The organism is Bradyrhizobium genomosp. I (2014) (genome assembly GCF_000261685.1).
Classification (GTDB): Bacteria; Pseudomonadota; Alphaproteobacteria; order Rhizobiales; family Xanthobacteraceae; genus Bradyrhizobium.
In genome coordinates, this window is record NZ_AJQE01000094.1 from 18,544 (window position 1) to 32,212 (window position 13,669).

Annotated in this window: 13 protein-coding genes; 8 read left to right on the forward strand and 5 right to left on the reverse strand. The window is 66.4% G+C overall.

Translation table 11 applies throughout. The annotated features are described in order from the left end of the window. Window positions 1-30 precede the first annotated feature (30 nt). Window positions 31-774: a uroporphyrinogen-III synthase gene (locus IC50_RS08905; RefSeq protein ID WP_035703126.1), complete on the reverse strand. Its 744-nt coding sequence runs from the start codon at window positions 772-774 to the stop codon at window positions 31-33. A gap of 155 nt (window positions 775-929) precedes the next feature. Here IC50_RS08905 and tsaD point away from each other — a divergent pair, with 155 nt between their 5' ends. Genes tsaD through IC50_RS08920 form a run of 3 tightly spaced genes read left to right on the forward strand, consistent with a single transcriptional unit; the run spans window position 930 to window position 3,396 of the window. Next, window positions 930-1,997: a tRNA (adenosine(37)-N6)-threonylcarbamoyltransferase complex transferase subunit TsaD gene (tsaD, locus tag IC50_RS08910; RefSeq protein WP_193374104.1), complete on the forward strand. Its 1,068-nt coding sequence runs from the start codon at window positions 930-932 to the stop codon at window positions 1,995-1,997. A 2-nt stretch (window positions 1,998-1,999) separates the two neighbouring features. Further along, window positions 2,000-2,980 carry an NAD(P)H-dependent glycerol-3-phosphate dehydrogenase gene (locus tag IC50_RS08915; RefSeq protein ID WP_035703130.1) on the forward strand — a complete coding sequence of 327 codons (981 nt, stop codon included), beginning with the start codon at window positions 2,000-2,002 and terminating at the stop codon, window positions 2,978-2,980. Window positions 2,981-2,982: 2 nt separating this feature from the next. After that, window positions 2,983-3,396, forward strand: a complete 414-nt coding sequence (locus IC50_RS08920; protein ID WP_035703132.1) for an EVE domain-containing protein — start codon at window positions 2,983-2,985, stop codon at window positions 3,394-3,396. Between the two features lie 68 nt (window positions 3,397-3,464). Here IC50_RS08920 and IC50_RS08925 read toward each other — a convergent pair whose 3' ends face one another. After that, the gene (locus IC50_RS08925) at window positions 3,465-4,568 is read right to left on the reverse strand and encodes an adenylate/guanylate cyclase domain-containing protein (RefSeq protein ID WP_035703134.1); all 1,104 of its coding nucleotides are present in this window, start codon (window positions 4,566-4,568) and stop codon (window positions 3,465-3,467) included. A 101-nt stretch (window positions 4,569-4,669) separates the two neighbouring features. On the opposite strand from IC50_RS08925, the gene IC50_RS08930 reads away from it, so the two are divergent. After that, the gene (locus IC50_RS08930) at window positions 4,670-5,116 is read left to right on the forward strand and encodes an SRPBCC family protein (RefSeq protein ID WP_035703137.1); all 447 of its coding nucleotides are present in this window, start codon (window positions 4,670-4,672) and stop codon (window positions 5,114-5,116) included. Window positions 5,117-5,127: 11 nt separating this feature from the next. Here IC50_RS08930 and IC50_RS08935 read toward each other — a convergent pair whose 3' ends face one another. Then, window positions 5,128-6,297: a DNA topoisomerase IB gene (locus tag IC50_RS08935; protein ID WP_035703140.1), complete on the reverse strand. Its 1,170-nt coding sequence runs from the start codon at window positions 6,295-6,297 to the stop codon at window positions 5,128-5,130. A 398-nt stretch (window positions 6,298-6,695) separates the two neighbouring features. On the opposite strand from IC50_RS08935, the gene acs reads away from it, so the two are divergent. Together acs and IC50_RS08945 are read left to right on the forward strand one after the other, a co-directional pair. After that, window positions 6,696-8,642 (forward strand): acetate--CoA ligase, encoded by a 1,947-nt coding sequence (acs, locus tag IC50_RS08940; protein WP_035703144.1) that lies wholly within the window; start codon window positions 6,696-6,698, stop codon window positions 8,640-8,642. Window positions 8,643-9,078: 436 nt separating this feature from the next. Then, window positions 9,079-9,594 (forward strand): L,D-transpeptidase, encoded by a 516-nt coding sequence (locus tag IC50_RS08945; protein ID WP_035703146.1) that lies wholly within the window; start codon window positions 9,079-9,081, stop codon window positions 9,592-9,594. 51 nt (window positions 9,595-9,645) lie between these two features. Here the strand turns inward: IC50_RS08945 and IC50_RS08950 are convergent, their stop codons facing one another. After that, window positions 9,646-10,236: a thermonuclease family protein gene (locus tag IC50_RS08950; protein WP_035703147.1), complete on the reverse strand. Its 591-nt coding sequence runs from the start codon at window positions 10,234-10,236 to the stop codon at window positions 9,646-9,648. 70 nt (window positions 10,237-10,306) lie between these two features. Continuing rightward, window positions 10,307-10,507 carry a DUF1674 domain-containing protein gene (locus IC50_RS08955; protein WP_035703149.1) on the reverse strand — a complete coding sequence of 67 codons (201 nt, stop codon included), beginning with the start codon at window positions 10,505-10,507 and terminating at the stop codon, window positions 10,307-10,309. A gap of 188 nt (window positions 10,508-10,695) precedes the next feature. On the opposite strand from IC50_RS08955, the gene IC50_RS08960 reads away from it, so the two are divergent. Both IC50_RS08960 and IC50_RS08965 read left to right on the forward strand, forming a co-directional pair. Continuing rightward, window positions 10,696-12,042 (forward strand): RsmB/NOP family class I SAM-dependent RNA methyltransferase, encoded by a 1,347-nt coding sequence (locus IC50_RS08960; RefSeq protein WP_035703151.1) that lies wholly within the window; start codon window positions 10,696-10,698, stop codon window positions 12,040-12,042. A 155-nt stretch (window positions 12,043-12,197) separates the two neighbouring features. Beyond that, window positions 12,198-13,669: heparinase II/III family protein (locus tag IC50_RS08965; protein ID WP_035703152.1), on the forward strand; the 1,472-nt coding region annotated here is incomplete at its 3' end.

Below are 13,669 nucleotides of genomic sequence, written 5' to 3' on the forward strand. Positions count from 1 at the left end.
AACTCGATGCGTCGGATTCGGCCTGACCTCTTACGCCAAACGGGTGCGCAACGCACGCTCCAAGGTGTCGAATAGGGCACTTTCGTCCGGCGTTGCGGCCACCAGAACCCGTGACGCGCCGGCGTCGCGCAGCACGCTCGCAACCGTCTCGGACAGGCAGCAATGCGGGATAGCCAGGGCCGAGATTTCGACGCCTTCGTCCCGTGCCGCATCCAGGAACGCACGCGCGCTGCGCCGGGAGTAGTGCAGCACCGCCTCGACCCCGTGGGCGGCAAAGCCCTCGCAGACCTCCCGCGGCAGATGCTTGACCGGCGCCATGCGATAAGTGGTCTGCGTGACCACGCGGAAGCCCTCCGCACCGAGTTCGCCGCCGAGGTCGCGCGATAGATCCGCGCCCGCGAGATACAGCAGCGTGCTCTTCTTCAGCACCCTCTCGCGCGCGCTCTGCATCACCTTGTCGCGCAAGGAGGCAGCGTCGCCGCCAGCGATGATCACTTCGGTGAAACCGGCCTCGCGCGCCGCAGCAGCCGTATGTTCGCCGACCGCAAACAAAGGCAGCTCCAGGACACCGAGGTCCGGCAATTGCGGCGCAACGGCGCGGATCGCGTTGGCCGATGTGACGAGAACGGCACCGTAGGGAGCTTCACTCTCGCCATGGAACGCGGCAGGCTCGAACTTGAGCACCGGCGCAAGCAGCACCGCATGCCCTCGCGCGCGCAGACTTTCCGCCGTCGCCTCATTGTCGGGATGCGGCCGTGTGACAAGAATGGACATTGCTGGTGTTCCCGAACCGCGTGGCGGTGATGCATGACCCGGACGGCTGCGCGTGACGATTGCGCAAGCCGACCCCGGGATGCTACCGGACGTACCAGAACTCTGCTTTACGGATGAGCGCAAGGGCGCAAATTGGATACAATTCGCCAATGCTGGTGCTGGGCATAGAAACCACCTGCGACGAGACCGCCGCGGCCGTGATCGAGCGGGCGGGCGACGGCAGCGGCAAGATCCTGTCCAACATCGTGCGGTCGCAGATCGAGGAACATGCCCGCTTCGGCGGCGTGGTGCCGGAGATCGCCGCGCGCGCGCATGTCGATCTGCTCGACGGCATCATCGATCGCGCCATGCGCGAGGCCGGCATTGGCTTCGCCCAGCTCAATGGCGTCGCGGCCGCCGCAGGGCCGGGCCTGATCGGCGGCGTCATCGTCGGGCTGACCACCGCGAAGGCGATCGCAATGGTGCACGACACGCCGCTGGTCGCAGTGAACCATCTCGAAGCGCATGCGCTGACGCCGCGCCTCACCGACCGAATCGAATTTCCCTATTGCCTCTTCCTCGCCTCCGGCGGCCACACCCAGATCGTCGCGGTCACCGGTGTCGGCCAGTATGTGCGGCTCGGCACCACGGTCGACGACGCGATCGGCGAGGCCTTCGACAAGGTCGCGAAGATGCTGGGGCTGCCCTATCCCGGCGGACCGCAGGTCGAGCGTGCGGCGGCAGGCGGCGATGCCACGCGCTTTGCGTTTCCGCGGCCGATGCAGGGACGCCCCGATGCCAATTTCTCGCTGTCGGGATTGAAGACGGCGGTGCGCACCGAAGCGAGCCGGTTGGCCGAGATCACGCCACAGGACATCAGCGATCTCTGCGCGAGCTTTCAGGCCGCCGTGCTCGACTCGACGGCGGATCGGTTGAACGTCGGCCTCAGGCTTTTCCGCGAACGGTTCGGCGCGCCGCGTGCGCTGGTCGCTGCCGGCGGCGTCGCCGCCAATCAGGCGATCCGCGGCGCGCTCGACGAGGTGGCGCGGCAAGCCGGGACGCAATTGATCATACCGCCGCCGGCGCTCTGCACCGACAATGGCGCGATGATCGCCTGGGCCGGCGCCGAGCGCCTCGCGCTCGGCCTGACCGACACGATGGAGGCGCAGCCGCGCGCACGATGGCTGCTCGATGCCAACGCAACGGCGCCCGCAGGTTACGGCAATACGCGGGCGGGATTTTAGCGATGACCGCGCTGCAATCCGTCGCGGTGATCGGCGCGGGCGCCTGGGGTACGGCGCTGGCGACGGTGGCAGCGCGGGCCGGGCGGAGCGTCACGCTCTGGGCTCGCAATGCGGAACATGCCGCGCGGATTGCGTCGAGCCGCGACAATCCGCGGCTGCCCGGCGTGCGGCTCGCTCCGGAGATTGTCGTCACGGGCGAGCTGGCGCTTGCCGCGCGCGCCGACATGCTGTTGATCGCAACGCCTGCGCAGCATCTGCGCGGTGCTGTCAACATGCTGGCCTCGCGTGTTTCGAGGCCGGTGCCAATCGTCGCCTGCGCCAAGGGCATCGAACACGGCACCCACAAGTTCATGACCGACGTGATCGCCGAGGCTGCACCGGGCGCGCAGCCGGCGATCCTGTCGGGCCCGAGCTTTGCCGACGACGTCGCGCGCGGCCTGCCGACGGCAGTGACCCTGGCGGCAAGCGATGAGGCGCTGGCGCGCGCGCTCGTGCAGGCACTGGGCTCGCCGACGTTCCGCCCCTATCACTCCACGGACATCCGGGGTGTCGAGATCGGCGGTGCGGCCAAGAACGTGCTGGCGATCGCAGTCGGCATTGCGGTCGGGCGCAAGCTCGGCGCCTCCGCCCAGGCTGCGCTCACGACCCGCGGCTTTGCCGAGCTGACGCGCCTCGGCCGTGCGCTCGGCGCGCGCAGCGAGACGCTCACCGGCCTGTCAGGCCTCGGCGATTTGATCCTGACCTGCTCGAGCCCGCAATCGCGCAACTTCGCGCTCGGACTCGCGCTCGGGCGCGGCGAGCAGCCTCCCGCCCGCAAGCTCGCCGAGGGCGAGTTCACGGCACCCGTGCTGATCGAACTCGCCGCTTCGCAAGACATCGAGTTGCCGGTATCAGAAGCGGTCGCGGCGATCCTGAGCGGCGCAAGCACGATCGATGCCGCGATCTCGGGGCTGATGTCGCGTCCCTTCAAGGCAGAGGAATGAGCATGGCGTACTGGCTGGTGAAATCCGAACCGTCGGTCTGGTCCTGGGACCAGCAGGTTGCGAAGGGCGCCAAGGGCGAGGCCTGGACCGGCGTGCGCAATTTCACCGCGCGCCAGAACCTCGTGAACATGAAGAAGGGCGACAAGGCGTTCTTCTATCATTCGAACGAGGGCAAGGAGATCGTCGGCATCGCCGAGATCATCAAGGAGGCCTATCCCGATCCGACCGACAAGACCGGCAAATTCGTCTGCGTCGACATCAAGGCCGACAAGCCCTTGAAGACGCCGGTGACGATGGCCGCGGTCAAGGCCGAGAAGAAGCTCGAAGGCATGGCCTTGGTGAAATATTCGCGCCTCTCGGTGCAGCCGGTGACGTCGGAAGAATGGAAGCTCGTCTGCAAGATGGGCGGGATGTAAGAGCAGGCACTGTAGCCCGGATGAGCGCAACGACAGCCGGGATAGTCTGGTCCCGCATGTCGCTACGCTCATGCGGGCTTCGATATTCGAACCTGCGGCTCCGGCAGCGTGAACACCTCGCAGGGCGCGGCTATGCCGCGCAGCAAATGCGATCCGAGCGCGATCAGCGGCATGTCCGCCTCGGCGGCGAGGGCGCCCGAGACCAGCACCGTCCTGCCGAGCGTCTTGCACAACCCCTCGAGCCGGCTGGCGAGATTGACGGCGGGACCGATCGCGGTGAAATCGAGCCGATTGGCGGCGCCGATGTTGCCCCAGAGCATCTCGCCGAGATGGAGCGCGGCGCCGAATGACAGCGGCGGCAGTCCTTGGGCACCGCGCTCCTTGTTGAGATAGGCCATCCCGGCTTCGGCTGCGCTTGCCGCGCGGAGAGCGGCATCGCAGGCGCGGCGCGGCGACGCCTCGATCACCGGAAAGATCGCGAGGACGCCGTCGCCGACGAATTTCAGCACCTCGCCGCCAAAGGCGTGAACCGCGCCGGCAATGCGATCGAACCAGGCGTCGAGCGCCGCGATGACATCGGCAGGCGGCGTGGTCTCCGACAAGACCGTGAAGTTGCGCAAATCCGCATAGAGCAGTGCGGCCTGAATGGTCTCGCCGAGATCGCGGCGCAGAGGTGCCGCCAGCACCCGCTCCGCGCTGCGCTTGCCGAGATAGGCATCCAAGGTCGCGCGCAACGTGGCGCGCGCGGCGAGCACGGCAAGGGGCGCCGCGGCAAAGCGCGCGGCCCGGCGCAATTGCTCGATCTCGTCCGCAGTGAACGGTCGCGGCCCGATCCAGCCGAGTCGGGGCCCATCGGGCCGGCCGACGATGTCTTCGTGCGCCTCGCCGCGAATGATGTCGCGCAGCCAGCGGCGGCCGGCATCGTTCGGCGGGTCCGGCGCCAGCCCGCCAGGCGCGAAGCCGAGCGCCTCGATCACCTGACCGCTGTCGGCGCGCCACAACCACGTGCGCTTCGCGATCAGCGGATGCGGTACCTCCAGCGTGAGGCTGCCTGCCGCAAGCAGCACGCCGTCGGCGACCAGATGTGTGCCGAGTTCCGCGAGCAGGCGGTCGGCCCCGGAACAATCCGAGGCGGCATCGACAAGCCAGGCGAGGGTCGAGGAGAGCTGCATGGCCCGATGATGACGAGGCAGAGCCGTCTTTGCCACGGGCAATCCTTGACGGAGCGCCGCGGCGCCGCCATGTCCCAACGTCAGCCCAGGGATGATCGCCAATGGCCCAGCCGTTCATGGTGCAACGCGAAACCCAGATCGCGGCCCCGCGTGCCACCGTCTTTGCCTATCTCACCGACCCCGAGAAAATCCTGAGCTGGATGGGCGCTGACGCGACCACGGAGCCGTATCCCGGCGGTCTTTATCTGCTCAAAGGCGTCGGCCCGCGCGACGGCGTCGCCCGCGGCGCGTTCCGCGAGGTCGTGCCGGTGCATCGTCTGGCCTACACGTTCGGCTGGGAGGGTGGCCAGGAAGTGCCGCCCGGCTCGAGCCTGATCGAGATCGACCTGATCGAGCGCGACGGCGGCACGCTGCTGCGCATGACCCATAGCGGCCTGCCGAGCGAAGCGCAGGCCGCCGCCCACGCGAAAGGCTGGTCGCATTATCTGGAACGACTCACCATCGCGGCCGCAGGCGGCGATCCCGGTCCGGACAGGGGCGTTTCGTAGCAACGGGCAGGTCAGACCGCGGCGGTCGCCACCACCTGCGCCAGAAGCTGCTCGCGCCTCGCCTGCGAGCGCTGGCCCTTCATGGTCGCGGCGAAGCGCTCGAGGATGCCGTCCTCGAACGCCGTGACGATGGTGTCGTGGACGTAGCTCTTGCGGCAGATCGCCGGCGTGTTGGAGAGCTTGTCCGCGGCGGCGCGGATTGCGTCCAGCACCTGCTTCTTGCGGCCGCGCTGGCTGGTCGCCGGCGTGATCCGCGACAGCGATTCCACCACGACGGCGGAGGCCATCAGCGTACGAAAATCCTTCAGCGAGATCTTGATGCCGGCGATCTCGCGCAGAAACGCATTGACCTGCGTGGTGTTGACCGCACGGACGATGCCGTAGGCATCGCGATACTGGAACATGCGCTTGCCGGGAACGCCGCGCAAAATTCCGATGGCGCGCACCAGCTTGGCCGCGTCGCACTCCTTGCGCACCGCCTTGCCGCCTTTTGCCTTGAAGGTCAGCACGAAGCTGTCGTCTTCCAGCGTGACGTTGGACTTCAGCAGCGTGGTGGCGCCGCGGGTGCCGTTGAGGCGGGCATAGGATTCGTTGCCCGGACGGATCGCGGTGCGGGCGATCAGTTCGATCACGGCCGAGAGCGCGAATTCGCGCGTCGGCTCATCGCCCGACAGGAACGCAGAGACCTTGCGCCGGATTTTTGGCAGTGCGCCGACGAGCTTTTCCAGGCGATGCGCCTTGCGGTGCTCGCGGACCTTCTCCCAATCGGCGTGATAGCGATATTGCAGCCGGCCCGCGGCATCGCGGCCCACGGCCTGAAGGTGCGAATTGGGATCGGCGGAGTAGCGCACCTCGCGATAGGCCGGCGGCACCGCCATCGCATGCAGCCGGCGGATGGTGCGGGCGTCACGGATGTGCGCTCCGTTGGGACGGACGAAGGAGTAGCCCTTGCCGCGCTTGATTCGGCGGATGGTCAGCTCGTTCTGGTCGCCGAGCCGCAGGCCGAGCTCCTTGGCGAGCGCCTCGACCGTCGCCGCGGGCGCCGTGTCGAAGACCTTCTTCGGGCTCGGGCGCCTGAAAGGGGCCGGTTTCGGCCATTGTCCGAGGGCTTTGGCCAGTGCAATGGCCGCAGGATCGGCTGAAGCGGGCCGCATCGTCCCGAGATTCTGCTGATCCATCATAGTCTTATGCCTTAGCCCTGTCTGTTGTCGATCAATGCCGTCGTTCTGATTTTTGTTCCGAGGGGTCTCTTTGGACCCGGGTTGGCCATTTAGGGTGTTCCGAACCGTATTGCGAGTCCCGAATCAGTGAGAAGAGGTTTCTAAATACCTCTCCTGCAGCATGAGGGCTCTGCACCGGCCTGTTCGCGCATCCGGACAAGAGCCCAAAGGCAGCCCGCAGGCCTGTTTCAGATCTGCGACAATCGCGGCAGTGGCCTTGATCCTCCGCATGGCCGGCGGCCCGCCGAAGGTCCAGCTTGTGCTCCTTGTCGGGTGCGGTTAGCCCGACGCATAATCAGTCAATGATCAAGTCGGCTCGCCGATCGCCGGCGTCGGCCTGCCGTATCTGGAGGGAAAGCATGTCCGAGAAGATCTATGATGTCCCCGCGGAGTGGGCGAAGCGCGCCTGGGTCGACCAGGCCAAGTACAAGGAGATGTATGCTCGCTCCATCTCGGACCCGAATGGTTTCTGGGCTGAGCAGGCCAAGCGCATCGACTGGATGAAGGCGCCGACGAAGATCGAGAACGTCTCGTTCGCGCCCGGCAACATCTCGATCAAATGGTTCGAGGACGGCATCCTCAACGTCGCTCACAATTGCATCGACCGGCATCTTCACACGCGCGCCAACCAGACGGCGATCATCTGGGAAGGCGACGACCCCTCGCAGTCCAAACACATCACCTACAAGGAGTTGCACGACGAGGTCTGTCGGATGGCCAACATCCTGCGCACCCGCAACGTCAAGAAGGGCGACCGCGTCACCATCTACCTGCCGATGATTCCCGAGGCTGCCTATGCGATGCTGGCCTGCGCACGCATCGGCGCGATCCACTCCGTGGTGTTCGCGGGCTTCTCGCCGGACAGCCTCGCCCAGCGCATCAACGACTGCCAGTCCAAGGTGATCATCACCGCTGACGAAGGCCTGCGCGGCGGCAAGAAGGTGCCGCTGAAGGCCAATGTCGACGCGGCGCTCGCCAAGGCCGACGGCGTCGACTGGGTCGTCGTGGTCAAGCGCACCGGCGGCAAGGTCGACATGAACCCGACGCGCGACCTCTGGTACCACGAGGCCGCCGCCATGGTGACGACGGAATGCCCGGTCGAGCACATGCACGCTGAGGACCCGCTGTTCATCCTCTACACCTCGGGTTCGACCGGCCAGCCCAAGGGCGTGCTGCACACCTCGGCCGGCTATCTCGTGTTCGCCTCGATGACGCACCAATACGTCTTCGACTATCACGACGGCGACATCTACTGGTGCACCGCCGACGTCGGCTGGGTCACCGGCCACAGCTACATCCTCTACGGCCCGCTGGCGAACGGCGCGACCACGCTGATGTTCGAAGGCGTGCCCAATTACCCGGATAATTCGCGATTCTGGAACGTCATCGATAAGCACAAGGTCAACATCTTCTACACCGCGCCGACTGCGATCCGCGCACTGATGCAGGGCGGCGACGAGCCTGTGAAGAAGACCTCGCGCGCCTCGCTCCGCCTGCTCGGCTCGGTCGGCGAGCCCATCAATCCGGAAGCCTGGGAGTGGTATCACCGCGTCGTCGGCGATGATCGCTGCCCGATCGTCGACACCTGGTGGCAGACCGAGACCGGCGGTATCCTGATCACCCCGCTGCCGGGCGCAACCAGGCTCAAGCCGGGCTCGGCGACACAGCCGTTCTTCGGCGTGGTGCCTGAGATCGTCGACGCCGACGGCAATGTTCTGGAGGGCGAAACCACCGGCAATCTCTGCCTGACGCGGTCCTGGCCCGGTCAGATGCGCACGGTCTACGGCGACCACGCCCGCTTCGAGCAGACCTATTTCTCGACCTACAAGGGCAAGTATTTCACCGGCGACGGCTGCCGGCGCGACGCCGACGGCTATTACTGGATCACCGGCCGCGTCGACGACGTCATCAACGTCTCCGGTCATCGCATGGGCACCGCAGAAGTCGAGAGCGCGCTGGTCGCGCACGAGAAGGTGTCGGAGGCGGCAGTGGTCGGCTTCCCACACGACATCAAGGGCCAGGGCATCTACGCCTACGTCACCCTGATGTCCGGCGTCCAGCCGACCGAGGACCTGCGCAAGGAGCTCGTCACCTGGGTGCGCAAGGAGATCGGCCCGATCGCTTCGCCCGACCAGATCCAGTTCGCGCCGGGCCTGCCAAAGACCCGCTCCGGCAAGATCATGCGCCGCATCCTGCGCAAGATCGCCGAAGACGAGCCCGGCAGCCTGGGCGATACGTCGACCCTGGCCGATCCCGCGGTGGTCGACGACCTCGTCAAGAACCGGCAGAACCGGAAGTCGGCGTAAGGACGCTCTCGTGCCCCGGACGCAGCGCAGCGCTTCTGCAGCGGTGCGCTGCAGAGCCGGGGCCCATCTATCCGCATAAAGTAAAGAGCTGGGTCCCGGCTCTGCGTCGCGGCGCTACACGCCGCGCCTTGTCCAGGACACAAGTCCGCGTGTCGCGCCCCCTAGCAGCCAACAGCCGTTCACATCCTCACGCTCTTGTCAGCGCGCGCACCCGTGCGGCCGGCATCTTTCCCGGAAAGTGTTGTTTTCAGATCATTTACTTTATTTCGAACATTTCCTTTGTTCCCGCCGTTGGCTGGCCCTCGGCTAGCGCGCGTGGAAACCATCCGGTTAACAGGCGCGGCTAAGAATGAGCGCTAACGAGGGCCTGACGCGGCGGAGATTGCCGGGTTCTGCGTAATTTTGGACGATCCGTTTGGCGCAAGGGGAAGCATCGATGTCGATGAGGATTGCAGCGACGCTGGCCGCCACCATCGGGGTTGGGGTCTTGATGTCGACAGCGGCAGAGGCACGGCCGGAAATGGTGGGGACCCACCTGGCCGACTACTCGCCGGGCACCATCGTGGTCAAAACCAGCGAGCGACGGCTTTATCTGATCCTCGATAACGGCCACGCCGTGCGCTATCCGGTCGGCGTCGGCAAGGCCGGCAAGCAATGGGCCGGCACGACGAAGATCGACGGCAAGTATCTCAATCCGGCCTGGGCGCCGCCCGCCGAGGTGAAGCGCGACAAGCCGAATATTCCCGACGTCATTCCGGGCGGCTCGCCGCGCAACCCTATGGGTGTCGCGGCGATGACTCTGGCCGGCGGCGAATACGCCATTCACGGCACCAACGTCCCGGGCTCGATCGGCGGCTTCGTCTCCTATGGTTGCATCCGCATGCTCAACGACGACATTACCGATCTCTACGGCCGCGTCTCCGTCGGCACGACGGTGGTCGTGACGCGCTGATCGCCTGAATCAGTCGAGATAAAAGCCGCGTATTGCGACGCGGCTTTTTTGTTACCAGAAGCGCCAGCCCCGCGCGCACCAGCCGTCGCGATGGCCGCCATTGTAGCTGCGCACATAACCGCTCGCGAGCAGCGCAGCCGAGACGTTGGCGGTGCGCCTGGTGGCAACATCGGCGAGAACGCGGCCGTATTTGTCCTGACCAAGATTATAGACCATCACGCCGCCCTGGCCGAGCAGGTTGCGCAACGCATCGCCGGCGGCCTCGGCCTTGTCCAGCTCGTCCCGGCAGGATGCTTTCATCTCGGGCGCATCGATGCCGCGCAGACGGACACGTGCGACGAGATCGCGGCCGTCGCGCAGATGCACGCGCGCGAGGAAAGTGTCACCGTCGATGGTGCGGACGACCTCGACCGCTTGTCTCGCATCGGAATTGCCGGACTGCCGCAGGATGATTTCGGCATCGCGCGATTGTTCGTCATCCACATGCGGGATGGGCCAGATCGTTCCCTGGCGGAAGCCGAGCACGATGGCCGTCGCAACGCCGACCACGAACATCCACGGCAACAGTCCGGAGAAGCGACGGCCGAGCGGCGAGCCGCTGTATGAAGTCCGGTATGGACGGCTGGGATCGAAGCGCGACATCCGCGCACGCTAGGGCTGAGTCGGCCGAACCGGCAAGGTGGCTTGTGAGGAGCGCACATAAAGCGGCGCCTCAGAAGTCCGAAGCGATGCCTTTACGCTCCCAATCGCCGTAACGAGTTGGCTCCGGCCCCTTCGGCCCCTGCAACTCCTTCGGCGCAGCTTCGGCATGCACGGCCGCCGCAGCCCGCCGGCGCGCTTCGGCTTCGGCCAACGCCCGCTGGGCGGCCGGCGGCAGCGGCTTGCGATCGGGAAGGGTGGGCCGGTCACTCATCTCGGGCGGTTCCTAACGCAGGATCACGGAAAGCGCGAGGTCCAATAACGCATTGCTGAAATGGTCATTGCGGGCTCCAATCGCGAGGGGCCATTCTTACATTTGGCATATTCGCGTGTCAGAGATCAGTCTCTCAAGGCATGCGCCATTGCGGCGGAACTGCCGCTCGCTCAGAACCTTGCTTCCGTATGCCATCTCAACGTTTCGTCCCTCCATCCGAAGTGCCCGGTCTTGCGGCACGGCGGATAGCCGCCGACATCGTCGACGGCGTGCTGCACAAGCACCGCACGCTTGATGACCAGCTCGACGGCGGCGGCGCCCATCCCGGACTGAAGACGCTGGCCGATCGCGACCGCGCGCTGATGCGGCGCCTCGTCGCCACGGTGCTGCGCCGGCTCGGCACGCTCGGCCATGTGCTGTCCCGCCTGCTCGACAAGGGCATTCCCTCCGACGCGCCGCGCGCGCAGAGTGCGCTCCTGATCGGCGCGGCGCAGATCCTCTGGATGGACGTGCCGGATCACGCTGCAGTCGATCTCTCCGTTCGCCTCGTGCAATCCGACCGCCGCGCCGCGCGCTATGCCGGCCTCGTCAACGCCGTGCTGCGCCGCTGCGCGCGCGAGGGCAAGGGGCTGATCGAGGAAGTCGCGACGCAATCGCTCGATCTGCCGCCATGGCTGCTCGCGCGCTGGACCGCGCATTATGGCGAGGCGACCGCACGAGACATGGCGCTGGCGCTCGGCCATGAGCCGTCGCTCGATCTGACGGTGAAGTCGGATCCCGCACAATGGGCGAGCCGCCTGCATGGCGAGATACTGCCGACGGGAACGGTGCGGATGCTGCTGCACGGTTCCGTGACGATGCTGCCCGGCTTCGCCGAAGGACAATGGTGGGTGCAGGACGCCGCTGCCGCGCTGCCCGCGCGGCTGTTCGGTGACGTCAAAGGCAAATCCATTGCCGATCTCTGCGCTGCCCCCGGCGGCAAGACCGCGCAGCTGGCACTATCAGGCGCGCATGTCACGGCGATCGACCGCTCACCGGCCCGGGTGGCGCGCCTGCGCGAAAATCTGATGCGATTGTCGCTCCAGGCTGAGACCGTCGTTGCCGACGCCGTGGAGTGGGCCGGCCCAGCCGAGGGTTTCGACGGCATCCTGATCGACGCGCCCTGCACCTCGACCGGCACGATCCGGCGACATCCCGACGTCGCATGGCTCCGGCAGGAATCCGACATCGCCGCCCTGTCCGCGCTTCAGCAGCGGCTGCTGAAGAAATCCGTCTCGCTGCTCAAGCCCGGCGGGACGCTGGTCTACTGCACCTGTTCGCTGGAACCCGAAGAGGGCGAGCAGGCGATCGCCACGCTGCTGGCCGCGGAGGCCGGCCTGCGCCGGGTGCCGATCGAGGCGTCCGAGGTGTCGGGTCTCTCCGAGATCATCACCGCCGAGGGAGACCTGCGCACCCTGCCCAGCCACCTCCCGAATGTCGATCCCAAGCTCGGCGGGCTCGACGGATTCTACGCGGCACGGCTCGTTAAATCCTGATTTTGCACCGGTTTTTGCGACGGCGCTGATTCGCACCCTTTCAAGGTGGTGTCGGCCGTCCGAATTTGGGATTAAGAAGGATTCGTCGCTAATCCTCTCCCCCATCAAGGCAAGGCGTGTCGGTCGCTCAACGCAGACATATCTCGACGCTGGTCATGAACCGCTTCGCGCGGAACATGCTCGCGCGCGCGAGCGGCGGTTCCGTTGCTCTGTCGCGGGTCTGGCCCGGCCGCACCGACCGGCTGATCATTGCGCCGCACGACTTACGCACCGCGGACGCGACCCGCGCCGCCGAGATCTATGCCGGCCGCTTCGTCTTCGCCGGCAAGATCGTCAATTGCCACGGCCGCTCGATCTTCGATCTCGAGCCGCCGTCGGAGGATTGGGAAGTCGCGCTGCTCGGCTTCGGCTGGTTGCGTCATTTGCGCGCCGCCGACACTGCGCTGACGCGAGCGAATGCGCGCGCGCTCATCGAGGACTGGATCGCCAACCCCGCCAACAAGCGCCGCCCCGTCGCGCGCCGCGCCGACGTGCTGGCCCGCCGCGTGATCTCGCTGCTGTCGCAGGCGCCGCTGGTGCTGGGCGAGACCGACAACAAATTCTACCGCCGCTACTTGCGCGCGCTCGCCCGCGAGATCCGCTTCCTGCGCTACACCATGGTCGACATTCCGGACGGGGTGCCGAAGCTCCAGGTGCTGATCGCTCTGTGCTATGCGGCCCTGTGTCTCGCCAACCAGGCGCGTCACATCCGCAGCGCCTCGAAGAAGCTGTCGGACGAATTGCAGCGGCAGATCCTGCCCGATGGCGGCCACATCTCCCGCAACCCGGGCGCGCTGATCGAACTCCTGATCGACCTGCTGCCACTGCGGCAGACCTTTGCTGCGCGTAACATCGCGCCACCGCCGGCGCTGCTCAACGCAATCGACCGCATGATGCCGATGCTGCGCTTCTTCCGGCACGGCGACGGCAATTTCGCCCTGTTCAACGGCATGAGCGCGACCTCTTCGGACCTGCTCGCCACGCTGCTCGCCTATGACGACACCCACGGCGTGCCGATGGCGAACATGCCGCATACCGGCTTCCAGCGCCTCGATGCCGGCCAGACCACTGTGATCATCGACACCGGCCCACCGCCGCCGGCCGGCGTCAGCCACGACGCCCATGCCGGCTGTCTGTCGTTCGAACTGTCGTCCGGCATCAGCCGCATTGTCACCAATTGCGGCATGCCGACCACGGGCCGCGACAATTGGCGGCCGTTCGCGCGCAGCACGGCGGCGCATTCGACGCTGACCTATCACGACACCTCCTCGTGCCAATTTGTGGAGATGTCGGCGATGAAACGCCTGCTGCACGGCTCGCCCGTCACCAGCGGACCGGTCGAGGTCGAGAGTTATCGCGAGATCGTGCAGAACGGCACGCTGCTCACGACCTCGCACGACGGCTATCTCGCCAAGTTCGGCGCGATCCACCGCCGCATGCTGATGATCGCCACTGACGGCGCGCGTATCGACGGCGAGGACACGCTGTCGCCGCCGCAGGGCGGGCGCTTCAAGGGCGCGGATGCCGATTTCGCGCTGCGCTTCCATCTGCATCCGGCAGTGAAGGCGAGCCGGCTGTCGGATGCCCG

Coding starts and splice junctions, on each gene's coding strand:
- IC50_RS08905 (WP_035703126.1), bottom strand. CDS start 774: ATGTCCATTCTTGTCACACGGCCGCATCCCGACAATGAGGCGACGGCG.
- IC50_RS08915 (WP_035703130.1), top strand. CDS start 2,000: ATGACCGCGCTGCAATCCGTCGCGGTGATCGGCGCGGGCGCCTGGGGT.
- IC50_RS08920 (WP_035703132.1), top strand. CDS start 2,983: ATGGCGTACTGGCTGGTGAAATCCGAACCGTCGGTCTGGTCCTGGGAC.
- IC50_RS08925 (WP_035703134.1), bottom strand. CDS start 4,568: ATGCAGCTCTCCTCGACCCTCGCCTGGCTTGTCGATGCCGCCTCGGAT.
- IC50_RS08930 (WP_035703137.1), top strand. CDS start 4,670: ATGGCCCAGCCGTTCATGGTGCAACGCGAAACCCAGATCGCGGCCCCG.
- IC50_RS08935 (WP_035703140.1), bottom strand. CDS start 6,297: ATGATGGATCAGCAGAATCTCGGGACGATGCGGCCCGCTTCAGCCGAT.
- acs (WP_035703144.1), top strand. CDS start 6,696: ATGTCCGAGAAGATCTATGATGTCCCCGCGGAGTGGGCGAAGCGCGCC.
- IC50_RS08945 (WP_035703146.1), top strand. CDS start 9,079: ATGTCGATGAGGATTGCAGCGACGCTGGCCGCCACCATCGGGGTTGGG.
- IC50_RS08950 (WP_035703147.1), bottom strand. CDS start 10,236: ATGTCGCGCTTCGATCCCAGCCGTCCATACCGGACTTCATACAGCGGC.
- IC50_RS08955 (WP_035703149.1), bottom strand. CDS start 10,507: ATGAGTGACCGGCCCACCCTTCCCGATCGCAAGCCGCTGCCGCCGGCC.
- IC50_RS08960 (WP_035703151.1), top strand. CDS start 10,696: ATGCCATCTCAACGTTTCGTCCCTCCATCCGAAGTGCCCGGTCTTGCG.